General features: G+C 53.8%; 20 protein-coding genes and 1 tRNA gene. 4 read left to right on the forward strand and 17 right to left on the reverse strand.

Annotation, left to right across the window (positions count from 1 at the left end; all coding sequences use genetic code 11):
* The 7 genes from yidC to CUC53_RS01460 all read right to left on the reverse strand — a co-directional run.
* On the reverse strand, window positions 1–1,265 hold a 1,265-nt coding region (gene yidC / locus CUC53_RS01430), incomplete at its 3' end, for a membrane protein insertase YidC (protein ID WP_100292519.1).
* A gap of 5 nt (window positions 1,266–1,270) precedes the next feature.
* A complete protein-coding gene (gene yidD, locus CUC53_RS01435; protein WP_100292520.1) occupies window positions 1,271–1,519 on the reverse strand; it encodes a membrane protein insertion efficiency factor YidD in 249 nt (82 codons plus the stop codon).
* Window positions 1,486–1,845: a ribonuclease P protein component gene (gene rnpA / locus CUC53_RS01440; protein ID WP_100292521.1), complete on the reverse strand. Its 360-nt coding sequence runs from the start codon at window positions 1,843–1,845 to the stop codon at window positions 1,486–1,488. The genes yidD and rnpA overlap by 34 nt, the downstream gene beginning before the upstream one ends.
* Window positions 1,845–1,979, reverse strand: coding sequence for a 50S ribosomal protein L34 (rpmH, locus tag CUC53_RS01445; protein ID WP_005307156.1), 135 nt, complete (start codon window positions 1,977–1,979; stop codon window positions 1,845–1,847). The genes rnpA and rpmH overlap by 1 nt, the downstream gene beginning before the upstream one ends.
* 272 nt (window positions 1,980–2,251) lie before the next feature.
* Window positions 2,252–2,986: an amino acid ABC transporter ATP-binding protein gene (locus CUC53_RS01450; protein WP_100292522.1), complete on the reverse strand. Its 735-nt coding sequence runs from the start codon at window positions 2,984–2,986 to the stop codon at window positions 2,252–2,254.
* A gap of 12 nt (window positions 2,987–2,998) precedes the next feature.
* Window positions 2,999–3,667: an amino acid ABC transporter permease gene (locus CUC53_RS01455; protein WP_100292523.1), complete on the reverse strand. Its 669-nt coding sequence runs from the start codon at window positions 3,665–3,667 to the stop codon at window positions 2,999–3,001.
* Window positions 3,668–4,426: an amino acid ABC transporter substrate-binding protein gene (locus CUC53_RS01460; RefSeq protein WP_100292524.1), complete on the reverse strand. Its 759-nt coding sequence runs from the start codon at window positions 4,424–4,426 to the stop codon at window positions 3,668–3,670.
* Window positions 4,427–4,732: 306 nt separating this feature from the next.
* Here CUC53_RS01460 and dnaA point away from each other — a divergent pair, with 306 nt between their 5' ends.
* The 4 genes from dnaA (at window position 4,733) to gyrB (ending at window position 10,807) form a co-directional block, all read left to right on the forward strand.
* The gene (gene dnaA / locus CUC53_RS01465; protein WP_100292525.1) at window positions 4,733–6,103 is read left to right on the forward strand and encodes a chromosomal replication initiator protein DnaA; all 1,371 of its coding nucleotides are present in this window, start codon (window positions 4,733–4,735) and stop codon (window positions 6,101–6,103) included.
* 86 nt (window positions 6,104–6,189) lie between these two features.
* Window positions 6,190–7,293, forward strand: coding sequence for a DNA polymerase III subunit beta (dnaN, locus tag CUC53_RS01470; RefSeq protein ID WP_100292526.1), 1,104 nt, complete (start codon window positions 6,190–6,192; stop codon window positions 7,291–7,293).
* A gap of 2 nt (window positions 7,294–7,295) precedes the next feature.
* Window positions 7,296–8,399 (forward strand): DNA replication/repair protein RecF, encoded by a 1,104-nt coding sequence (gene recF, locus CUC53_RS01475; RefSeq protein ID WP_100292527.1) that lies wholly within the window; start codon window positions 7,296–7,298, stop codon window positions 8,397–8,399.
* Complete coding sequence (gene gyrB, locus CUC53_RS01480) at window positions 8,396–10,807, forward strand: DNA topoisomerase (ATP-hydrolyzing) subunit B (RefSeq protein ID WP_100292528.1); 2,412 nt, start codon at window positions 8,396–8,398, stop codon at window positions 10,805–10,807. Before recF ends, gyrB begins: the two co-directional genes overlap by 4 nt.
* 373 nt (window positions 10,808–11,180) lie before the next feature.
* On the opposite strand, the gene rpoC is transcribed toward gyrB, so the two are convergent.
* The 10 genes from rpoC to CUC53_RS01530 form a co-directional block, all read right to left on the reverse strand.
* Window positions 11,181–15,485, reverse strand: a complete 4,305-nt coding sequence (rpoC, locus tag CUC53_RS01485) for a DNA-directed RNA polymerase subunit beta' (protein WP_100292529.1) — start codon at window positions 15,483–15,485, stop codon at window positions 11,181–11,183.
* A gap of 91 nt (window positions 15,486–15,576) precedes the next feature.
* The gene (gene rpoB, locus CUC53_RS01490; RefSeq protein ID WP_100292530.1) at window positions 15,577–19,605 is read right to left on the reverse strand and encodes a DNA-directed RNA polymerase subunit beta; all 4,029 of its coding nucleotides are present in this window, start codon (window positions 19,603–19,605) and stop codon (window positions 15,577–15,579) included.
* 224 nt (window positions 19,606–19,829) lie between these two features.
* Window positions 19,830–20,195, reverse strand: a complete 366-nt coding sequence (gene rplL, locus CUC53_RS01495) for a 50S ribosomal protein L7/L12 (RefSeq protein ID WP_100292531.1) — start codon at window positions 20,193–20,195, stop codon at window positions 19,830–19,832.
* Window positions 20,196–20,243: 48 nt separating this feature from the next.
* Entirely contained in the window at window positions 20,244–20,744 is a 501-nt protein-coding gene (rplJ, locus tag CUC53_RS01500; protein ID WP_100292532.1) for a 50S ribosomal protein L10, read from the reverse strand.
* Window positions 20,745–21,003: 259 nt separating this feature from the next.
* Entirely contained in the window at window positions 21,004–21,705 is a 702-nt protein-coding gene (rplA, locus tag CUC53_RS01505) for a 50S ribosomal protein L1 (protein WP_100292533.1), read from the reverse strand.
* Between the two features lie 4 nt (window positions 21,706–21,709).
* Window positions 21,710–22,138: a 50S ribosomal protein L11 gene (gene rplK / locus CUC53_RS01510; protein WP_100292534.1), complete on the reverse strand. Its 429-nt coding sequence runs from the start codon at window positions 22,136–22,138 to the stop codon at window positions 21,710–21,712.
* Window positions 22,139–22,273: 135 nt separating this feature from the next.
* The gene (nusG, locus tag CUC53_RS01515; RefSeq protein WP_042058251.1) at window positions 22,274–22,825 is read right to left on the reverse strand and encodes a transcription termination/antitermination protein NusG; all 552 of its coding nucleotides are present in this window, start codon (window positions 22,823–22,825) and stop codon (window positions 22,274–22,276) included.
* A 10-nt stretch (window positions 22,826–22,835) separates the two neighbouring features.
* Window positions 22,836–23,216 carry a preprotein translocase subunit SecE gene (secE, locus tag CUC53_RS01520; protein WP_100292535.1) on the reverse strand — a complete coding sequence of 127 codons (381 nt, stop codon included), beginning with the start codon at window positions 23,214–23,216 and terminating at the stop codon, window positions 22,836–22,838.
* A gap of 60 nt (window positions 23,217–23,276) precedes the next feature.
* A tRNA-Trp gene (locus tag CUC53_RS01525) sits at window positions 23,277–23,353 on the reverse strand.
* Between the two features lie 53 nt (window positions 23,354–23,406).
* On the reverse strand, window positions 23,407–23,669 hold a 263-nt coding region (locus CUC53_RS01530; RefSeq protein WP_475360519.1), incomplete at its 5' end, for an EF-Tu C-terminal domain-related protein.

The following is a 23,669-nucleotide window of genomic DNA, read 5'->3' on the forward strand; positions in this document are numbered from 1 at the left end:
TTGACCTTCTCCTTCTTGTACAGCTCCATCATGCCTTGGGACATCTTTTGGCGATCGTCACCGAAGCGCTCTTTTAGCGCAGCCAGTTTAGGCTGCAACATGCGCATCTTGGCCATTGAGGTGTACTGGGCTTTGGTCAGCGGGAACATGATGCCACGCACCAGCAGGGTCAGCATGATGATGGCAACCCCCCAGTTCTGGATAAAGCTCTGGAACACGGTGAGCAACCAGTGCAGCGGCTGAGCGATAAACCACAGCCAGCCATAGTCGACGGTCAGATCGAGATGGTTTGCCACTTTGGCCATCTGGTCTTGCAGTTTGGGACCAATCCACAGCTTGCTGCTCACGCTGCCCTGTTGACCCGCCGCAACATCAACCGACGGTGCTTTGTAACCGATGATGGCCTGCTCTTTACCCGGGATCACTCGGCTATAGAAGCTGTTGGTATCGGTGGCGTTGGGGGCCCACGCCGAGACGAAATAGTGTTGCAACATGGCGACCCAACCACCTTGGGTGGTCTTGTTCAGGTCAGCATCTTTCATCTCGTCAAAGGTGTACTTCTTGTAACGGCTCTCTTCGCTAGAGAAGGCCGCACCACGGTAAGCACTGGCAACTAAGGCGCTACCCTGCTGCTCTTTGGGCGTAGCGATAGATTGCTTGAGCTGGCCATAAAACTGCACCTGAACGGGATCGGCAGATTGGTTGTCGATCTTGTAATCAACCCCAACGGTGTAGTCGCCACGCTTTAAGATGAACTCTTTGGTGAAGACCACGCCCTTGCTGTCGGTCCAGGTCATCGGCACAACGACGCTATCCTGTCCATCGGCCAGTTGATAACTGGTCTGAGCGGCACTATAGGTTGGGCGACCTTCGGGCTTGCTATCAGGGCCGTTGCGACCAACCAAGCCACTTTGAGCGACATAGAGGTGTTCCGGCTGACTGGTGAGCAGCACAAATGGCTGGTCTTTACCCTCTTCCAGCTTATGAGCAAGCAAGTCGGCAGCGACGATGTCGCCACCCTGGGTATCCAGGGTCAGCTTGAGCACGTCGGAAGAGACAGTGATCAACTTGCGTGCAGCATTGGCATTAGCTTGCTCGGCAACCTGAGGAATATCACCGGACTGACCGGCTTCAGGTATGAAATGTTCGGTTTGCGCCACGGTTGTCTGGGCAGGCTTAGGAGCTTTATCGGACTCCCACTGTTGCCAGAGCAAGAAGCTCACGAACAGTAAACCGATCAGGATTAGATTGCGTTGAGATTCCATAGTCTTCAGTTTCTTCGCTTTGGTTGCGGAACCGGGTCATAACCACCCTCGGATAAGGGATGGCATTTTAATAGACGTTTGCTAGCTAACCAAACGCCTTTTATGAAACCGTGAAGTCGGATGGCTTCTATCGCAAATTGGGAACAAGTTGGGGTAAAACGGCAGCGCGGCCCGAGCAAAGGGCTAATGAAAAGCTGATACAGGCGTATCAGTTTGACCGCTACCCATTGCAACGGCGTGATAGGGTGCGCCACAACTTTTCCAGTAACTTGAACAGCGCTTCGTTATCCATCTCTTTCACCCCAGCCTTAGCAATCACCACAATGTCGATAGCAGGCAGCTGATGTTGTGTCAGACGGAAACTCTCCCTGACCACTCGTTTGACACGGTTACGCCAAACGGCACGCTTGAGTGCTTTTTTCGGCACAGCGAGACCAAGACGAGGATGTTCAAGTGAGTTGGGAAGAGCAAGAAGCGTAATTTGCGGGGAAGCAGCCCTGACAGGCTCGGCGAAAACGCGTTTGAAGTGTTCGGGAGTTAACAGACGTAACTCCCGAGAGAAGGTGTGCTGGGTAGGCATTAGACTACCAGGCGAGCACGACCCTTGGCACGACGAGCGGCCAGCACTTTACGACCGTTAGCAGTTGCCATGCGGGCGCGGAAACCGTGAGAGCGCTTGCGCTTCAGGTTGGACGGTTGAAAGGTACGTTTCATGATTCGATTCCGTATTACTGTACAGTTTTGATTGTCACACTTAGCCGACGCGCCAGCTATAGCGTGTGACGACTAGCAAAAGAGGCCGAATTCTAATCAGAGTCCGGCTTTTAGTCAATCCGCCGTTCTCATCTATCACGCTCTGGTCTAATAAAAGGCCACAACATGAAGGTAAGATCCGAGAGGATCAAGGGCTCAGGATTATACTGGCAAGCCAAGCTTAAACAAGGTGCACGCTCATAAAAAAGGCGGACAAGCCGCCAAAGAGAGAGCTATTTCAACACTTTACGCAAGAATTCACGAGTACGTGGGTCTTTGGGATCGACCAAAATCTGGCTTGGCGGCCCCTGTTCGACGATCCGCCCCCCTTCCATGAAGATCACTCGGTCGGCAACATCACGAGCAAATTCAATCTCATGGGTCACCACCACCATGGTTTGATGCTGGCGGGCTAACGCTTTCATCAGGCCAAGCACCTCATCAACCCACTCCGGATCAAGAGCCGAGGTCGGCTCGTCAAACAGGATCACCTTAGAGTGCGCTGCCATCGCACGACCAATGCCGACTCGCTGCTGCTGACCACCAGAGAGTGACGCAGGATAAGCATCTTGCTTATCGGCAAGGCCAATGTCTTTGAGAATGCCAAGCGCAGTGGCACGGGCCTCCGCTTTCGGCTGCTTCCAAACGGTGATAAGTCCTTCGGCAATGTTATCTAGCGCCGTCTTGTTGGCAAACAGGGCGTAGTTTTGGAACACGAAAGAGGCCCGCTTGCGCAGCTCGATCGCCTGCTGCTCACTGGCCTTGGCCAGATTCAGTTCAAGATCATCGATAGCAAGAGTGCCCGCATCTGGGATCTCCAGCAGGTTCAGGCAGCGCAGCAGGGTCGACTTGCCGGTGCCGGAGGGGCCGATGATCACGACAATTTCCCCCTTTTTGACCTCTAAATCGATGCTGTTGAGCACCTGATTGCCGTGATATGCCTTGGAGAGGCCAGTTAGCTTGATCATCAGAGCCCTCCTTTAATAAGCGCGGTTAAGACGGATTTCGAGCAGATGCTGCAAGCGGGTGAAGAAGATCACCACCACCCAGTAGACCAGTGCCACCGCCATGAAGCTTTCAAAAAACTTAAAGGAGGAAGAGGCCTCCATCTGTGCCTTACCCATGATCTCAGCAACCCCCAAGGTAAAGGCCAGTGAGGTACTCTTGATCATGTCGATGAAGTAGTTCATCAGTGACGGGGTCGCAATACGCGCCGCCTGCGGCAAGATGATCCGCTGCATCGCCTGATAGCGGCTCATACCGATACTTAGTGCAGCCTCCATCTGGCTTTTATGAATGCCGAGGATCGCCGCCCTGATGGACTCCGCCATATACGCGGCAAAGTGCAGGGTCAACCCAACAATGGCGGCCGTAAAGGCATCCATCCCCACGAAAATGGGGAAGAGCTGCGGCAATCCGTAATAGAGTAAGAACAGTTGAACGAGCAGCGGCGTACCTCGGAAAAACGAGATATAGAGCATCGCCAACCAATGAATGATAGGGACACGAAACACCCGTGTTATCGCCAATGCCAGCGACAACACGAGTGCTAAGACGAATCCCCACAGGGCCATTTCCATGGTCGTGCCCAAATACTTGAGCAATATGGGAAACAGCCCGAGTGTGTACTCGAGGTCAAATTCCATCATTTACTTGTTAGTTATGTCCGCAGCGAACCACTTTTCGGATATTTGACGTAGAGCGCCATCTTTGCGCATAGCGGTGAGTGCTTCGTCAACCTTCTTCAGGAGTGCCTGTTTTTCTGGGGTCTTGAGGAACGGCAAGGCATTCTCGATGGTTTCGAACGGTGTACCCGCCTGCTGTAGTGGTAACTTAGATTCTTTGATCAGCTGCGCCGTGGATACGCGATCCATCACAAAGGCATCGATGCGGCCTAATGCCACATCCTGCTCGAAGGCGGAATCATAGGTTTTGACATCAATTTTGTGGTGTGGATCGTAGTGACGCAGCAGATCCTCAAAGTTGGAACCTAAATTAACGGCGACTGTTTTACCTTCCAGATCCTTGATCCCTTGGATCGTGCTGTTACCTTTGCGTACCACAATCTGGGCACCGTCATAGACATAAGGCTGGGAGAAATCGTACTTAGCCTTGCGCTCATCGGTGATAGTGATCTGGTTAGAGATGGTATCAACACGGCCGGTTTCCAGCATCCCAAACAGACCTGAGAAACTGGCAGTCACGAATTCAACCTTGTAGCCAGTGCGCTCGCCGATCTGGTTCCACATATCCACTTCAAAGCCTTGCAGCTTGTCCTGCTTGACGAAGGTGAACGGGAAGTACTTGCCAGACATGCCGACTTTAATGGTCTCTTGAGCAACCGCGTGGCCAGAGAGCGCTGCCAGTAACACAGCAGCACTGGTGATCAATTTGATGGATGTACTCATGGGGGTCTCTCTCGGTATCTGGTGATTGTTGTAATAACGGGGTCTGCGCCGATGTTATTGGAATAAAATTAAAAAATAAATGGCATTTGGTTATATCAAATAACGTGCCGTCCGGCAGCGAGCCCTCTCTGATTTCTAGGCTAGTAAAACGGCGGCCCACACAGGGAATGAGGCGCGATCCTGAAGCGTCGGATCCTTGAAAGTCAAGGATCTTATTTACTGCTTCCAAGAGGGTGTAACTAGAGATCTGACCGTTAAAAACGTAGAATAATCGGTCTTTAGTTCATCAATCGACAGGAGCGTAGAGTGACTGCTTCGCTATGGCAGCAGTGCCTTCACCGGCTGCAAGATGAGTTGCCCTCGGCAGAATTCAGCATGTGGATCCGGCCGCTTCAAGCGGAGTTGAGTGACAATACTCTGACCCTGTATGCCCCGAATCGCTTTGTGCTGGACTGGGTACGGGATAAGTACCTCATCCGGGTGAATGGCATCATCAATGAGCTCTGCGGAGCCGATACGCCGATGTTGCGCTTTGATATCGGTAATCGCCCTCACCCCGTTGCGCCTCCTAAAGCGCCGGTGCGTGGTGCTGCGCCGGTACACACCATGCAAAAAAGCTGGGAAACCAAGGCTGATACCAAACCAGAACCAAACCACAAGAGCAACACCAACGTAAACTACACCTTCGAAAACTTTGTTGAAGGTAAGTCCAACCAGTTGGCCCGTGCGGCTGCCCGCCAGGTAGCGGACAATCCAGGTGGCGCTTATAACCCGCTGTTCCTCTATGGCGGCACCGGTCTGGGTAAAACCCACCTACTGCACGCCGTTGGCAATGCCATCAAGGAGAGTAAGAAAGATGCCAAAGTCATCTACATGCACTCCGAGCGGTTTGTACAAGACATGGTCAAAGCACTGCAAAACAACGCGATCGAAGAGTTCAAGCGTTACTACCGCAGCGTTGATGCCCTGCTGATCGATGATATCCAGTTCTTCGCCAACAAGGAGCGCTCCCAAGAGGAGTTCTTCCATACCTTCAATGCCTTGCTGGAAGGTAACCAGCAGATCATCCTGACCTCGGATCGCTATCCAAAAGAGATCAATGGCGTCGAAGATCGTCTCAAGTCCCGCTTCGGCTGGGGCCTGACCGTGGCAATCGAACCGCCAGAGCTGGAAACTCGGGTCGCTATCCTGATGCGCAAGGCCGATGAGAACCAAATTCATCTGCCGGACGAAGTGGCCTTCTTCATCGCCAAGCGGTTACGCTCCAATGTCCGTGAACTGGAAGGTGCTCTTAATCGAGTGATCGCCAACGCCAACTTTACCGGCCGCGCGATCAACATCGACTTTGTCCGCGAGGCACTGCGCGACCTGCTGGCATTGCAGGAAAAATTAGTCACCATCGACAATATCCAAAAGACGGTGGCGGAGTATTACAAGATCAAACTGGCCGATCTGCTCTCCAAACGCCGTTCCCGCTCAGTAGCACGCCCGCGCCAACTGGCAATGGCACTGGCCAAGGAGCTGACCAACCACAGTTTGCCAGAGATCGGGGATGCCTTTGGTGGCCGTGACCATACCACCGTGCTTCATGCCTGCCGCAAGATCGAGCAGCTAAAGGAAGAAAGTCACGATATCAAAGAGGACTATTCCAATCTCATTCGCACTCTCTCCTCCTAAACTCATGGAACGATGGACACAGATGCAGTGCGAATCTTGTCACCTGACACCGACTCTTTTCCTCCTAATCACAACGGAGAGCACAGATGCAGCTCGAAATTAGCCGCGAGGCCCTGTTACGTCCCCTGCAACTGGTGTCTGGCGCGCTCGGCGGCCGACCGACCCTACCGATCCTCGGCAATGTGCTGCTGGATGTCAGCCAAGGGCAACTGTCGCTGACCGGTACCGACCTTGAAGTGGAGATGATTGGCCAAGTTCCGCTCACGGAAGCCCACCAAGATGGCCGCACCACGGTGCCCGCCCGTAAGCTACTCGACATCTGCCGTGGCTTGCCTGATGGGGCTGAGATCCGGCTCAATACCGAAGGGGATCGCTTAATCATTCGCTCCGGGCGCTCGCGATTTAACTTGTCGACCCTGCCTGCGAACGAGTATCCGAACATCGAAGAGTGGGAATCAGTGCTCGAGTTCGATATCAGCCAAGTCGAACTAAAAAAACTGATCGATGCAACCCAGTTTTCCATGGCCAGCCAAGATGTGCGCTATTACCTCAATGGCATGTTGTTCGAGAGCGAAGGACGCGGTCTGCGCACGGTGGCGACCGATGGCCACCGCTTGGCCACTTGCCGCCGCGAAGTCGTCGAGGAATCGCTGCCTGACCATCAGGTTATCCTGCCGCGCAAAGGGGTGCTGGAGCTGGTGCGTTTACTGGAAGCAGACGAGAAACCCGTACGGCTGCAGATCGGCCGCAGCAACCTGCGGGCCGCCCTAGATGGCTTCATCTTCACCTCCAAACTGGTCGATGGCCGCTTCCCAGACTGGCGCCGTGTGATGCCTCGCGGTAGCGATAAAGCGCTGATTGCTGGCCGTGAGGATCTGCGTCAGGCATTTGCTCGCGCCGCCATCCTCTCTAACGAGAAATTTCGTGGGGTACGTCTCAATCTGCAGGAAAATCTGCTGCGCATCACCGCCAACAACCCAGAACAAGAAGAAGCCGAAGAGCTACTTGACGTACAATATGTCGCCAGCGAGTTAGAAATTGGCTTCAACGTCTCGTATGTGCTCGACGTGCTGAATACGTTAAAATGCGACCAAATTCGGATTAGCCTGAGCGATTCCGTCAGCAGTGCCATCATTGAGGATTTTGATCATCAAGATGCTCAATACGTGGTAATGCCGATGCGGATCTAGTCGTGTCACTGGCCAAACTCCAGCTCCACGACTTTCGCAATATTCAGCACGCCAGCCTCACGTTGTCGCCCAGCTTGAACATCTTGGTCGGGTGCAATGGCAGCGGTAAAACCAGCGTGCTGGAAGCGATCCACTATCTTGGGTTGGGTCGTTCGTTTCGCACCCATCTGACTGGTCGGGTGATCCGCCAAGGGGAGCGCGCCTTTACCCTGTTTGCTCAGTGCGAACTGGATGGGCGGCAAGTGCCCATTGGTCTTGCCAAAGATAAGAGCGGTGAGACCCAGCTAAAAATTGATGGTATCCAGGCCCAGCGGTTGGCCGAGTTGGCCGAACTACTGCCGGTGCAGTTGATCCATCCGGATGGCTTTAATTTGCTGACGGGGGGGCCGCAAGCACGCCGAGCATGGCTCGATTGGGGGGTCTTCCATCAGCAGCCGGCCTTCTTCTCGCTCTGGGGGCGGGTGCGGCGGTTGCTAAAACAACGCAACGCCTTGCTGCGCCAGAGCAGCGCGTATCGCCAGTTAGCGTTTTGGGATCAAGAACTGGTGCGGCTAGGTAGTGAACTGGCTGAGTTTCGTGCCCACTATTGCCAGGCAATTACGCCACTAATCAAAGAGATGACGGCGGATTTTTTGCCGGAGTTCGAGATAAGCCTTGGTTTTTATCGGGGCTGGGAAAAAGAGACCCCCCTCAGCGAGCTGTTGGAGGCGGGGTTTGAGCGGGACCGAGCGTTGGGCTATACCGGGGTCGGGCCACAGAAAGCCGATGTCCGCCTCAAAGCTAACGGAGTACCCGCCCAAGATATGCTGTCTCGGGGCCAACTCAAATTGCTGGTTTGCGCCATGCGCTTGGCCCAAGGACTCTATTTGAACCAACACAGCAGCCGTGGCTGCATTTTTTTAATTGACGATTTTGCCTCCGAACTGGATGTCGAGAAGCGGCACCTGCTGGCCACCCGGCTTAAGCAATGTGCGTCTCAGGTGTTCATCACCGCCATCGACACCGGACAACTTGCAGACATGATGGATACCCATGACGGCAAGTTATTCCTCGTGGAGCAAGGCAAAATCTCTGAAACGCAAGAGAAGGCAGAGAGTAAGCTATGAGTGAAAATACTTACGACTCCTCGAATATCAAGGTGCTGAAGGGCTTGGATGCAGTCCGTAAGCGCCCGGGGATGTATATCGGCGATACCGATGATGGTTCTGGTCTGCACCACATGGTGTTTGAGGTCGTCGATAACTCTATTGACGAGGCACTGGCTGGCTACTGCTCCGATATTTTGGTGAAGATCCACTCCGACGGTTCCGTCTCTGTGCGCGATAACGGCCGGGGCATTCCGGTCGACATTCACCCAGAAGAGGGCCGTTCCGCCGCCGAAGTCATCATGACCGTGCTGCACGCTGGCGGTAAGTTTGATGATAACTCTTATAAAGTCTCCGGTGGCCTACATGGCGTGGGCGTCTCCGTCGTCAACGCCCTCTCTGACAAACTGCTGCTGACCATTCGTCGTAACGGCCATGTGTATGAGCAAACCTATCACTTAGGTGAGCCACAAGCGCCGCTCAAACAGATTGGCGACAGCACCGGCACCGGTACCGAGGTACGCTTTTGGCCGAGCCCGACCATCTTCACCGATACCCTGTATCACTACGAGATCCTAGCCAAGCGGCTGCGCGAGCTCTCTTTCCTCAACTCTGGGGTCTCCATCCGTCTGCAAGATGAGCGCGATGGCCGTGAGGTACATTTCTGCTACGAAGGCGGCATCAAGGCCTTCGTGGAATACCTCAACCAGAACAAAACGCCAATCCACCCGAAAGTGTTCCACTTCACTACCGAGCAAGATGGCATCGGCGTTGAAGTGGCGATGCAGTGGAACGATGCCTATCAGGAAGGGGTCTACTGCTTTACCAACAACATCCCACAGCGGGATGGTGGCACTCACTTGGTGGGCTTTCGGACTGCGCTGACCCGTACTCTCAACACCTACATGGATAAAGAGGACTACAGCAAGAAGGCAAAGTCCGCCGCCAGTGGCGATGACGTACGGGAAGGTCTGATTGCCGTTATCTCGGTCAAGGTGCCGGACCCTAAGTTCTCCTCCCAGACCAAGGACAAGCTGGTCTCTTCTGAGGTGAAGACCGCCGTTGAACAGGCGATGGGTGAGAAGCTTGGCGAGTTCCTGCTGGAAAACCCGAGCGATGCCAAGATAGTGGTCAACAAGATCATCGATGCGGCCCGTGCCCGTGAAGCGGCCCGCAAGGCCCGCGAACTAACCCGCCGCAAAGGGGCGCTGGACATCGCCGGTCTGCCCGGCAAGCTGGCAGACTGTCAGGAAAAAGACCCAGCGCTCTCCGAGCTCTACATCGTGGAAGGAGACTCTGCTGGCGGTTCCGCCAAGCAGGGTCGCAACCGTAAAAATCAAGCCATTCTGCCGCTCAAGGGCAAGATCCTGAACGTGGAGAAGGCCCGTTTCGACAAAATGATTTCCTCGCAAGAGGTGGGCACCCTGATCACCGCACTGGGTTGTGGTATCGGTCGTGACGAGTACAACCCGGACAAGCTGCGCTACCACAACATCATCATCATGACCGATGCGGACGTCGATGGCGCCCACATCCGCACCCTGCTGCTGACCTTCTTCTATCGCCAGATGCCGGAAATCATCGAGCGCGGCTATGTCTACATCGCCCAGCCGCCACTCTACAAGGTGAAAAAGGGTAAGCAGGAGCAGTACCTGAAAGACGAAGATGCACTGCTGCAATACCAGACCACCATGGCACTGGATGGCGCCAGTCTGCACGTCAATGAGTCGGCACCTGCGATCGCGGGTGAAGCGCTGGAGCGTTTGGTGAATCAGCACCGCTCAGTGACCCATCTGATCACCCGGATGTCCCGCCGCGCGCCGGATGCGGTGCTGACCCAATTGATCTATCAGCCTGAGCTGAACGAAGCGTTGTTAACCAGTGAGAGCGATCTACTGGCTTGGTGTCAGGGTATGGAAGCCGTGCTCAACGAGAGCAACCACGGAATCCAGTACCAGATCCAAGTTCGTCGTGACGAAGAGCGTAGCCTGTACGTGCCGCACGCCGTAGTACGTCAGCACGGGGTTGACCGCGAGTACCCACTCAGCTACGACTTCCTGCAATCCTCCGAGTACAGCAAGCTGGTCTCGCTCGGTAAAGAGATCGCCAACCTGATCGAAGAGGGTGGCTTCATCAAGCGTGGGGAGAAGGTCAAACCGGTCGCCAGCTTTGTGGAAGCCGTCGAGTGGCTGATGGGCGAAGGCAAGCGTGGCATCTATATTCAGCGCTATAAGGGGTTGGGAGAGATGAACCCAGAACAGTTGTGGGAAACCACCATGGATCCAGAAGCGCGCCGGATGCTGCGCGTCACCATTGATGATGCCGTCGGTGCTGACCAGCTCTTCTCGACCTTGATGGGTGATGCCGTGGAGCCTCGCCGCGACTTTATCGAGACCAACGCCCTGCGTGTAGCTAACCTCGACGTTTGATAAAACGCAACTAACAAGCCGCCCACTGCACATAGGTGAAGTGGGCGGCTTTTTTTATACTGGTATGTCGCTCATATCCATAAGGCACAGCAGACCGCAGCAGCTTTGCGGATAACGGCCGCTCACGCCAGACTCGTGATGCTCAACTCCACTTGTTGAGACACGCGAGCCCACCATAGCACGGGCACTAATAGGTTGATGGCCTGCACAGTACAGGCGAAGTGCGAGCTGCGCCAAATGAGTAAATAGAGGGCAATAAAAAGGCCGGAACCAAATCAATCGGTTCCGGCCTTTCTGTCAGTGAAATCAACTGAAGCAATACGTTGGCTACATTACTATGCCCTGTAAGGGTCAGTATGTAGCCAAGCCATCCTTACTCTTCGTCGAATCCACCCGCAGCATTTAGCATATCAGCCAAGCTTTGCTCTGCTTCGTTCGCCGTCACTTGGGGCACCCCTACCGCACGAGCGGCAGCAGCACGCTGGTTGATCCGGCTATGGTGGTAGGCAAAGCCGGTACCCGCCGGGATCAGACGACCCACGATGACGTTCTCTTTCAAGCCACGCAGTTCATCACGCTTGCCACCAACGGCGGCTTCGGTCAGTACGCGAGTGGTTTCCTGGAAAGAGGCCGCAGAGATGAAGGATTCGGTGCTCAGAGAGGCCTTGGTAATACCCATCAGGACATGACGGAAGGTCGCAGGGGTCTTGCCCTCGGCTACCAGCTTACGGTTGGCAATCTTCACACGAGCCACTTCAACCTGTTCACCTTCGATCAGATCGGTATCGCCAGCACTCAGGATCTCGCACTTACGCAGCATCTGACGAACGATGACTTCGATGTGCTTGTCGTTGATCTTAACGCCTTGCAAACGGTAAACATCTTGCACTTCGTTGGCGATATAGTTGGCGACCGGGCTGATACCGCGTAGACGCAGGATGTCGTGCGCAGACTCAGGACCGTCCGCCAGCACTTCGCCCTTCTCAACTTTTTCACCTTCGAACACGTTCAGGTTACGCCACTTCGGAATCATTTCTTCGTAGACGTTGCCACCATCGGTCGGAGTGATGACCAGACGGCGTTTGCCCTTGGTCTCTTTCCCGAAGGAGATGGTACCGGAGATCTCGGCTAGAATGGCCGGTTCCTTCGGTTGACGTGCTTCGAACAGATCCGCAACGCGCGGCAGACCACCGGTGATGTCCTTGGTACCGCCGGATTCTTGCGGGATACGCGCTACCGCGTCACCCACGCCCACGTTGGCACCATCTTCCAGGTTGACGATCGCCTTACCCGGCAGGAAGTACTGGGCAGCGACATCGGTACCTGGGATCATCACGTCTTTACCGTTCAGGTCGACCAGTTTAACGGTCGGACGCATCTCTTTACCGGCACTCGGACGCTCGTTGACATCCAGTACGACGATAGAAGAGAGACCAGTCAGCTCGTCAGTCTGACGAGTGATGGTCACGCCATCGATCATGTGTTCGAACTGCAGACGACCTGCCACTTCGGTGATGATTGGGTGGGTGTGCGGATCCCAGTTGGCAACAGTTTGACCTGTTGTCACAGACTGGCCATCTTTCACTTCTAATACGGCACCGTAAGGCAGCTTATGGCTCTCCTTAGTACGGCCCATTTCATCCATGATGGTCACTTCGGTAGAGCGAGAAGTGATAACCAGCTTATCGTCACTGTTGTGAACAAACTTGGCATTCTGCAGCTTGATGCTACCGGTGTTCTTGACCTGAATGCTGCTCTCAGCAGCGGCACGAGATGCGGCACCACCGATGTGGAAAGTACGCATCGTCAGCTGGGTACCTGGTTCACCGATGGATTGGGCGGCGATAACACCGACAGCCTCACCCTTGTTAACCAGGTGACCACGGGCCAGATCACGGCCGTAGCAGTGAGCACAGTTACCGAAGTCAGTTTCACAGGTGATGGCAGAACGCACTTTTACCCGGTCAACAGAGTTGCGCTCCAGCAGGTCACACAGTTGCTCGTCGAGCAGAGTGTTACGTGCTACTAGCACTTCATCTTCGGTACCCGGCTTGATCACGTCATCGGCAACCACACGGCCCAGCACGCGCTCACGCAACGGCTCGACAACGTCGCCACCTTCGATCAGCGGCGTCATCCACAGACCTTCGGTCGTGCCGCAATCGTCCTCGGTGATCACCATGTCTTGTGCCACGTCAACCAGACGACGAGTCAGGTAACCGGAGTTCGCGGTCTTCAGTGCGGTATCCGCTAGACCCTTACGAGCACCGTGCGTGGAGATAAAGTACTGTAGAACGTTCAGACCTTCGCGGAAGTTGGCGACAATTGGCGTCTCGATGATAGAGCCATCCGGCTTGGCCATCAGGCCACGCATACCGGCCAACTGACGGATCTGGGCAGCGGAACCCCGCGCACCAGAGTCGGCCATCATAAAGATGCTGTTGAACGAGGCCTGCTCTTCTTCTTCACCCAACGAGTTGACGTTACGCTCTTTGGACAAGTTCTCCATCATGGCCTTGGAGACACGCTCGTTGGCGCTGGCCCAGATATCGATAACCTTGTTGTAACGCTCGCCCGCAGTCACCAGACCGGACAGGAACTGGTCCTGGATCTCGGCAACTTCGGCTTCAGCTGCTGCAATGATGTCTTTCTTGGCATCTGGGATGACCATGTCATCGATACCAACAGAGGCGCCTGACAGGGCCGCGTAGTGGAAACCGGTATACATCAGCTGGTCAGCGAAGATAACGGTGTCTTTCAGGCCCTGCTTACGGTAGCAGGTGTTCAGCAGACGGGAGATGAGCTTTTTGCCCAGCGCCTTGTTGGATACATATTTGATCCAGTTCTGCGGATTAGCATCCAGATCAGCCTGCTCAGCAGCAGTCAACTCCTTCGGCTCGTCGATCAGGGCGTACTCCATACCTTTGGGCAGGATTAGGCTCAGAATCGCACGACCAATAGTGGTGTTCTTCAGCTCGGTGTGTTCACGCAGCGAGCCGTCTTCCTGGCGCAGGAATTCGGTAATACGCACTTTTACCCGAGCATGCAGGTCGGCCAGACCGGCACGGTACACTTTCTCGGCCTCTTTCGGGCCGGACAGCACCATACCTTCACCCTTCGCATTGATGCGGGCGCGGGTCATGTAGTACAGACCCAAGACCACGTCCTGAGAAGGAACGATGATCGGCTCACCAGAGGCAGGCGACAGGATGTTGTTGGTAGACATCATCAGCGCACGCGCTTCCAGCTGGGCTTCCAGGGTCAGCGGTACGTGCACCGCCATCTGGTCACCGTCGAAGTCCGCGTTATAGGCAGCACAAACCAGCGGGTGCAGCTGGATTGCCTTACCTTCAACCAAGGTCGGTTCGAATGCTTGGATACCCAGACGGTGCAGGGTCGGTGCACGGTTCAGCAAAACCGGGTGCTCGCGGATCACTTCGTCCAGAATATCCCAAACGACAGCTTCTTCGCGCTCCACCATCTTCTTGGCGGCCTTGATCGTGGTTGCCAGACCGCGGGTTTCCAGCTTGCCATAGATAAACGGTTTGAACAGTTCCAGCGCCATCTTCTTCGGCAGACCGCACTGATGTAAGCGCAGGGTCGGGCCTACGGTAATAACGGAACGACCCGAGTAGTCGACACGTTTACCCAGCAGGTTCTGACGGAAACGACCCTGCTTACCTTTGATCATGTCGGCCAAAGATTTCAGCGGGCGCTTGTTGGAACCGGTGATGGCACGACCGCGACGGCCGTTATCCAGCAGCGCATCGACGGACTCTTGCAGCATACGCTTTTCGTTGCGCACGATGATGTCCGGCGCAGCCAGATCCAGCAGACGCTTCAAGCGGTTGTTACGGTTGATCACGCGACGGTACAGATCGTTCAGATCGGAAGTCGCGAAACGGCCGCCGTCCAGCGGTACCAGCGGACGCAGGTCCGGCGGCAGTACAGGCAGCACTGTCATGATCATCCACTCCGGCTTGTTGCCGGACTGCAGGAACGCTTCCATCAGCTTCAGACGCTTGGTGGTCTTCTTGCGCTTGGTCTCGGAGTTGGTTTGATCCAGCTCCTCACGCATGGTTTTGACTTCACCTTCCAGATCGATAGCACGCAGCAATGCTAGGATTGCTTCGGCACCCATCTTAGCGTCAAATTCGTCGCCCCACTCTTCCAACGCATCCAAGTACTGCTCTTCAGAGAGCATCTGGCTACGTTCAAGGTTGGTCATGCCCGGCTCGATTACTACGAAAGATTCGAAGTAAAGCACGCGCTCGATGTCGCGCAGGGTCATGTCCAGCAGCAGACCGATACGGGACGGCAGGGACTTCAGGAACCAGATGTGGGCGGTCGGGCTGGCCAGCTCGATGTGGCCCATACGCTCACGACGGACCTTGGTCTGGGTCACTTCAACGCCGCACTTCTCACAGATCACACCACGGTGTTTCAGGCGCTTGTATTTGCCGCACAGACACTCGTAGTCCTTCACCGGTCCAAAGATACGGGCACAGAACAGACCATCACGCTCCGGCTTGAAAGTCCGGTAGTTGATGGTCTCAGGCTTTTTGACCTCACCGAATGACCAGGAGCGGATCATGTCAGGAGAGGCCAGACCGATTTTAATGCTGTCAAACTCTTCGGTCTTGGTCTGAGCCTTTAAAAACTTGAGTAAGTCTTTCACGTGTTTCCCCTGTCAGGAGTCTAACCTCGGCGCCCCAGCTGCCAAAACAGCGGGGCGCCCACGTCAATTCGCGAACAATAAGAGCGAGCTCTTACTCTTCGTCCAGCTCGATGTTGATACCCAGAGAGCGGATTTCCTTCAGCAATACGTTGAAGGATTCGGGCATGCCCGGCTCCATACGGTGGTCGCCATCCACGATGTTCTTATACATCTTGGTACGGCCATTCACATCGTCAGACTTAACGGTCAGCATCTCCTGCAGGGTATATGCCGCACCATAAGCCTCCAGGGCCCACACTTCCATCTCACCGAAACGCTGGCCACCGAACTGTGCTTTACCACCCAACGGTTGCTGAGTAACCAAGCTGTAAGAACCGGTAGAACGCGCATGCATCTTGTCATCGACCAAGTGGTTCAACTTCAACATGTACATGTAACCAACGGTTACCTTGCGCTCGAACGGATTACCAGTACGGCCATCGAACAGGTCAATCTGACCGGATTCTGGCAGATCAGCCAACTTAAGCAGGGCTTTGATTTCGTGCTCTTTGGCACCATCAAACACGGGAGTAGCGACTGGCAGTCCCTTACGTAGGTTACCCGCTAGGGTACGCACGTCGTCGTCTGATAGCTCAGCGATATTCACTTGCTGGGAATCCTTCTCACCCAAGTCGTAGACCTGTTGTAAGAAGCTGCGCATCTCGTGCAGCTCACGCTGCTCTTTAATCATGCGGTCTATCTTCTCGCCGATACCCTTGGCTGCGAGGCCTAAGTGCACTTCGAGGATCTGACCGATGTTCATACGAGATGGAACACCGAGCGGGTTCAGTACGATGTCAACCGGACGGCCGAACTCGTCATGAGGCATATCTTCGACCGGGCAGATCTTAGAGATAACACCCTTGTTACCGTGACGGCCCGCCATCTTGTCACCCGGCTGGATGCGACGCTTAACCGCCAGATAGACCTTGACGATTTTCAGTACGCCCGGCGCCAGATCATCACCCTGGATAATCTTGCGGCGCTTGTTCTCAAACTTCTTATCGAAGTCGGCTTTGAGCTCGATATGCTGCTCAGCGATCTGCTCTAATTCAGTCTGCTTAGCTTCATCTTCGATGGCCAATTCAAACCATTTAGAACGATCCAGCTTGTTCAGACGATCTTCGCTGTAACCGGCAGCCAGCAGCAGGTTGCGGGAACGGCCAAATACGCCGTCTTCTAGGATCTTGAACTCTTCAGTCAAGTCCTTTTTCGCTTCCTTCAGCTGCATCTCTTCGATTTCTTTAGCGCGCTTGTCTTTCTCCACGCCATCGCGGGTAAAGACTTGCACGTCAACCACAGTACCGTACACGCCATTCGGCACGCGCAGGGAGGAGTCCTTCACATCGGAGGCCTTCTCACCAAAGATGGCGCGTAGCAGCTTCTCTTCTGGCGTCAACTGGGTTTCGCCTTTCGGCGTTACCTTACCGACCAGAATGTCACCGCCTTTCACTTCGGCACCCACGTAGACGATACCTGACTCATCCAACTTGGAGAGGGCGGCTTCACCTACGTTCGGGATATCAGCCGTGATCTCTTCTGGGCCCAGCTTGGTATCACGGGAGATACACGCCAGCTCTTGGATGTGAATCGTGGTCAGGCGGTCTTCCTGAACCACCCGCTCGTTCACCAAGATCGAGTCTTCGAAGTTGTAGCCATTCCACGGCATGAACGCGACGCGTAAGTTCTGACCCAGCGCCAACTCACCCAGATCGGTAGATGGACCATCGGCCAGTACATCGCCCGCCATCACCGGCTCACCCAACATCACGCAAGGACGCTGGTTGATACAAGTGTTCTGGTTAGAACGGGTGTACTTGGTCAGGTTGTAGATGTCGATACCGGCTTCGCCTGGCATCAGCTCATCTTCGTTTACCTTGATAACGATACGGGAAGCATCGACGTAATCCGTCACACCACCACGCTTGGCAACGACCGTAACACCGGAGTCAACGGCCACAGCGCGTTCCATACCGGTACCTACCAGCGGCTTGTCAGCACGCAGAGTCGGTACAGCCTGACGTTGCATGTTTGAACCCATCAATGCGCGGTTCGCGTCATCGTGCTCCAGGAACGGGATCAGCGCTGCTGCCACAGATACGATCTGCTGCGGGCTCACGTCCATATACTGGATTTGGTCGGCGTTCATAAAGGTGGATTCACCTTTGTGACGGCACGGGATCAATTCATCTTTCAGACGGCTATCTTCGGTGGTCGCGGCGTTAGCCTGTGCGATCACGTATTTGCCTTCTTCAATCGCAGACAGGTAGTCCACTTCGTCGGTGATCACACCATCAATGACCTTACGGTACGGCGTCTCGAGGAAACCATACTCGTTGGTACGAGAGTACACAGACAAAGAGTTGATCAGACCGATGTTCGGACCTTCAGGAGTCTCGATAGGGCACAGGCGACCGTAGTGAGTCGGGTGTACGTCTCGGACTTCAAAGCCGGCACGCTCACGCGTCAAACCGCCTGGGCCCAGCGCGGAGATCCGACGCTTGTGGGTCACTTCGGAAAGCGGGTTGTTCTGGTCCATAAACTGGGACAACTGGCTGGAACCAAAGAACTCTTTGACTGCGGCAGAGATCGGCTTAGCGTTGATCAAGTCCTGTGGCATCAGGGTGTCTAGGTCGCCCAAGGAGAGACGCTCCTTGACCGCCCGCTCGACACGAACCAAGCCCACGCGGAACTGATTTTCAGCCATTTCACCGACAGAACGGATACGACGGTTACCCAAGTGGTCGATATCATCCACTTCATCGTTACCGTTACGGATGTCGATCAGGCGCTTCATGACTTCAACGATGTCGTCTTTGGTCAGTACGCCAACGCCAGTCTCGTCTTCACGACCCAGACGGCGGTTGAACTTCATCCGACCTACAGTAGACAGGTCGTAACGCTCGGCGGAGAAGAACAGATTTTCGAACAGCTGTTCTGCAGCTTCGCGAGTAGGCGGCTCGCCCGGACGCATCATGCGATAGATTTCGACCAGCGCTTCCAGACGGTTGGAGCTAGAGTCAACACGCAGGGTCTCGGACATGTAAGCACCGTGATCCAGTTCATTGGTGAACAGAACCTCGAAATGCTTGAAGCCAGCTTGGGATAGGTTGGCGATCGCTTCCAAGCTCAGTGCTTGGTTAGCAGTCACAACCATCTCACCCGTTTGCGGATGTGCGTAGTCCTTGGCAGCAACCTTGCCAACAACATACTCAACAGGGACCTCAATCTGAGTGATAGCGTCTTTTTCCAACTGACGAATATGGCGCGCAGTCACCCGACGACCGGTCTCAACCACCACGGCACCATTGGCCACGATGTCAAAGGTCGCGGTTTCACCACGCAGGCGCTCTGGCACCAGATCCATCATCAACTTGCCATCTTTGACTTCAAAACCAATGGTCTCGAAGAAGGTGGCGAGGATTTGCTCGGAAGTGAAGTCCAAGGCGCGCAGAATAATAGACGCTGGCAATTTACGACGACGGTCGATACGGACAAACAGGTTGTCTTTTGCATCGAACTCGAAGTCCAGCCAAGAACCACGGTAGGGAATAACGCGGGCGTTATACAGCACCTTACCGGATGAATGAGTTTTGCCTTTATCATGGTCGAAGAAGACACCCGGGCTGCGATGCAGCTGGGAAACGATTACTCGTTCGGTTCCATTGATAACAAAGGTACCGTTCTCGGTCATGAGCGGAATTTCGCCCATGTATACTTCTTGTTCCTTGATGTCTTTGACGGTGCCGGCAGCTGCTTCACGGTCGTATAGAACCATACGAAGCTTGACACGCAGCGGCGCGGAGTAGGTCACTCCACGGATCTGGCATTCTTTTACGTCAAATACCGGCTCACCCAGGCGATAGCTGACGTACTGAAGCTCAGCACTACCGGAGTAACTGGTGATCGGGAAAACGCTACGGAAAGCGGCCTCTAGGCCATATTCACCTTCCGGGTCAGCCTCGATGAACTGCTTGAAGGAGTCCAGCTGAATGGACAACAGATAAGGCGTGTCCAGTACCTGGTCTCGCTTACCGAAGTCCTTACGAATGCGTTTTTTTTCGGTATAAGAGTAAACCATAGGGTTCCTCAGCTCGCTGATAAGTGACCCACTCTGTCCCGCAGGACAGCTCTGTCTCAACACCGTTTTGTGTTGGCCCGAACGAAAGAAGACAGTCCGGATTGCTGGTGCACCGAGAGTCGTAAACGGTGTGAAATACTCTCGGTCTACAGCGCAAAAAGGCTGGTGAATAATAATTCACCAGCCTTAGCCTGTTTAGTCAGGCTAATCTACAGAGATGCAGATTATTTGATCTCAACAGAAGCACCGGCAGCTTCCAGCTCTTTCTTCAGAGCTTCAGCTTCGTCCTTAGACACGGCTTCTTTCAGGTTAGCTGGTGCAGCTTCAACCAGATCTTTGGCTTCTTTCAAGCCCAGACCGGTAGCGGCACGGACAGCTTTGATGACGGCAACTTTGTTAGCGCCAGCAGCAGTCAGAACTACGTCGAACTCGGTTTTCTCTTCTACTGCTTCAGCAGCAGCTGGGCCAGCCATAACGGCAGCAGCAGCAGAAACACCGAACTTCTCTTCCATAGCTTCGATCAGCTCAACGACTTCCATTACAGACATGGAAGCAACCGCTTCAATGATTTGGTCTTTAGTGATAGACATAACAAAAATTCCTGATGTTGAATAAAATCAAACAGCTTTAGATGAGAATCAAGCAGCAGCTTGTTTCTGATCGCGCACAGCAGCGATAGTACGAACCAGCTTGCCAGCAGAGGCTTCTTTCATAGTCGCCATCAACTTCGCAATTGCTTCTTCGTAAGTCGGCAGTGTGGCCAGACGATCAATTTGTGCTGCGGCGATAAACTCACCGTTAAAAGCGCCAGCCTTGATTTCGAACTTTTGGTTCGCTTTGGCAAACTCTTTGAACAAACGGGCAGCAGCGCCTGGATGTTCGTTAGAGAAAGCAATCAAGGTCGGACCGGTAAATGCGTCATTCAGGCACTCGTAATCGGTGCCTTCTACCGCACGACGCAGCAGGGTGTTACGCACAACGCGCATATATACACCCGCTTCACGAGCGGTTTTACGCAGGACGGTCATCTTGTCTACAGTGACACCGCGAGAATCGGCTACAACTGCTGACAGAGCGCCTTTGGCAGCTTCGTTGACTTCAGCAACAATTGCCTTTTTGTCTTCGAGTCCTAATGCCATTGGCTTAACTCCTGGATTGAATCCGAGTCTTAATTGACTCAGTACATACACATCCCTTCGACCTTTAACAACCGAGGGGAACGATGCGGTAGCAGGATTCCAGAAGAGAAAGAAACTTTCTCGCTGGGTTTCCGGCACCGTCTACGCAGGAAACATTAAGGCTTTGCAGCCACCTGCGGTCTTGGACGGAGGTCGAAACCCCCAACCAATCAAGGCGCAAAATTATAGATTAAATTTTGTGCCTTGTAAAACCCATCAATTAGGCCTGAGCTTCCAGAGAAGCTTGATCGACCGCAACACCGGCACCCATGGTGGTGGAGATGCTGACTTTCTTGATGAATATGCCTTTGGCGGAAGAGGGCTTGCCTTTTTTCAGGGCAACCAGCAGCGCTTCCAAGTTTTCTTTCAGCTGAGCTTCGTTGAAAGAAACCTTACCTAGAGTGGTATGGATGATACCATTCTTGTCGTTACGGTAACGGACCTGACCCGCTTTGGCGTTCTTGACCGCTTCAGCAACGTTAGGAGTTACAGTGCCAACTTTAGGGTTAGGCATCAGGCCACGTGGGCCCAAGATTTGGCCCAGTTGACCAACAACGCGCATGGCATCAGGGGATGCGATAACAACGTCGAAGTTCATCTCGCCTTTCTTAACCATGTCGGCCAGGTCATCCATACCTACTAAGTCAGCACCGGCAGCTTTAGCAGCTTCAGCGTTAGCACCTTGGGTAAATACGGCAACGCGTACATCACGACCAGTACCGTGCGGCAGTACTGTAGCACCACGTACGTTCTGATCAGATTTACGAGCGTCGATGCCCAGGTTGACAGCAACGTCAACGCTTTCAACGAACTTGGCGGTAGCCAGTTCTTTCAGCAGGGCAATGGCTTCGTTGATGGAATACTCTTTGGTACCGTCAACTTTTTCGCGAATAACGCGCATACGCTTGGAAAGTTTAGCCATTGTCTTAATCCTCCACTACCAGACCCATGGAACGAGCGGAGCCTGCGATGCAACGTACTTTCGCATCCAAATCGGCACCAGTCATATCCGGTTCTTTGGTCTTGGCGATTTCTTGCAGCTGAGCCACGGTCACCTTACCAACTTTATCTTTGTTCGGCTTGGCTGAACCTGACTTAATACCAGCAGCCTTCTTCAGTAAAAAGGCAGCAGGTGGAGTCTTGGTTTCGAAGGTAAACGAACGATCACTGTATACGGTGATCACGACCGGGGTCGGTGAACCTTTTTCCAGCTTCTCTGTACGAGCGTTGAACGCCTTACAGAATTCCATGATGTTAACACCGTGTTGACCCAGTGCAGGACCAACAGGAGGAGATGGGTTGGCTGCACCAGCAGCAACCTGCAGCTTGATATAAGCTGTGACTTTCTTAGCCATTAGGAAAATACCTCAAAAATGGGTTCTAGCGCCTCGGAGACTTACTCCTGCAAACGGCTCCCCAACTAATATAAGGGGCAGCGGATTATAGAGATATTCGCTACCCCTGACAACCGTTAAACGTACAGAATTCAATCAACCCTTTTCGACTTGACCAAAATCCAGTTCAACAGGAGTAGAACGACCGAAGATCAGTACAGAGACCTTCACGCGGCTCTTCTCATAATCGACCTCTTCCACGGTACCGTTAAAGTCGGCAAATGGACCATCGGCAACCCGCACCATTTCACCCGGCTCAAATAGAGTTTTCGGACGTGGTTTGTCGTGAGCATCTTGCAAACGATTGAGAATGGCATCAGCTTCTTTATCGGAAATAGGAGCAGGACGATCGGAAGTGCCACCAATAAAACCCATAACACGCGGTACATTACGTACGAGGTGCCAAGTGGTTTCATCCATCATCATCTGAACTAGCACATAGCCAGGAAAGAACTTGCGCTCGCTCTTGCGCTTCTGGCCGGCGCGCATCTCAACCACTTCTTCTGTCGGGACGAGAACTTCACCGAACATGTCTTCCATACCATGCATTTTGATATGCTCACGCAGTGACTTGGCAACACGGCCTTCATAGCCGGAAAATGCCTGCACGACATACCATCTCATACGCTGTTCACGTTGTTCAGTCATGGCTTAATCCTTACACACCGGTAATCAAGTTGACCAACCAGACCAAAGCACCATCCAATAGGAACAGCAGCAACCCCATTACAGCGGTAACTGCCAGCACAATCAGAGTAGTCTGAATAGCCTCTTGCCGAGTTGGCCATACAACCTTGCGAACTTCTAAGCGAGACTCAAGGGCAAATGCCACTGTTGCCTTACCTTTCACTGTTTGAATGGCCAGCAATCCCGCACCTACAATCGCAACTAATATACCCAACACTCGCAATGCAGCATTGACGTCAAGGTACTTACCAACCCACCAGTTTACGGCGACGACGGCGACCAAGATAATGAAAACTAGGCCCCAAAGCAGGGTATCCTTGCTTCCGCCTTGGCTCTCAGAACTAACACTCATACAACCCACCTGTATCTGACGTAACCGAAGACAAAAAAGCCCCGTACGTGACGAGGTATATGGCAGGGGCGGCAGGACTCGAACCCGCAACCATCGGTTTTGGAGACCGCTGTTCTACCAATTCGAACTACGCCCCTACACAAGAAAGCCCCTATTATAGGGGCTTTGCTTTATTTATGTAAGACAAAGATTAAGCGATTACGCTAGCTACAACACCAGCACCTACGGTACGGCCACCTTCACGGATGGCAAAACGCAGGCCGTCGTCCATTGCAATCGGTGCAATCAGGGTAACAACCATTTTGATGTTGTCGCCCGGCATGACCATCTCTACGCCTTCCGGCAGTTCGATGGTTCCAGTCACGTCGGTTGTACGGAAGTAGAACTGTGGACGGTAGCCTTTGAAGAACGGGGTATGACGACCACCTTCTTCTTTGGACAGCACGTAGACAT

The organism is Aeromonas cavernicola, assembly GCF_002795305.1.
In the GTDB taxonomy this organism is placed as follows: Bacteria; Pseudomonadota; Gammaproteobacteria; order Enterobacterales; family Aeromonadaceae; genus Aeromonas; species Aeromonas cavernicola.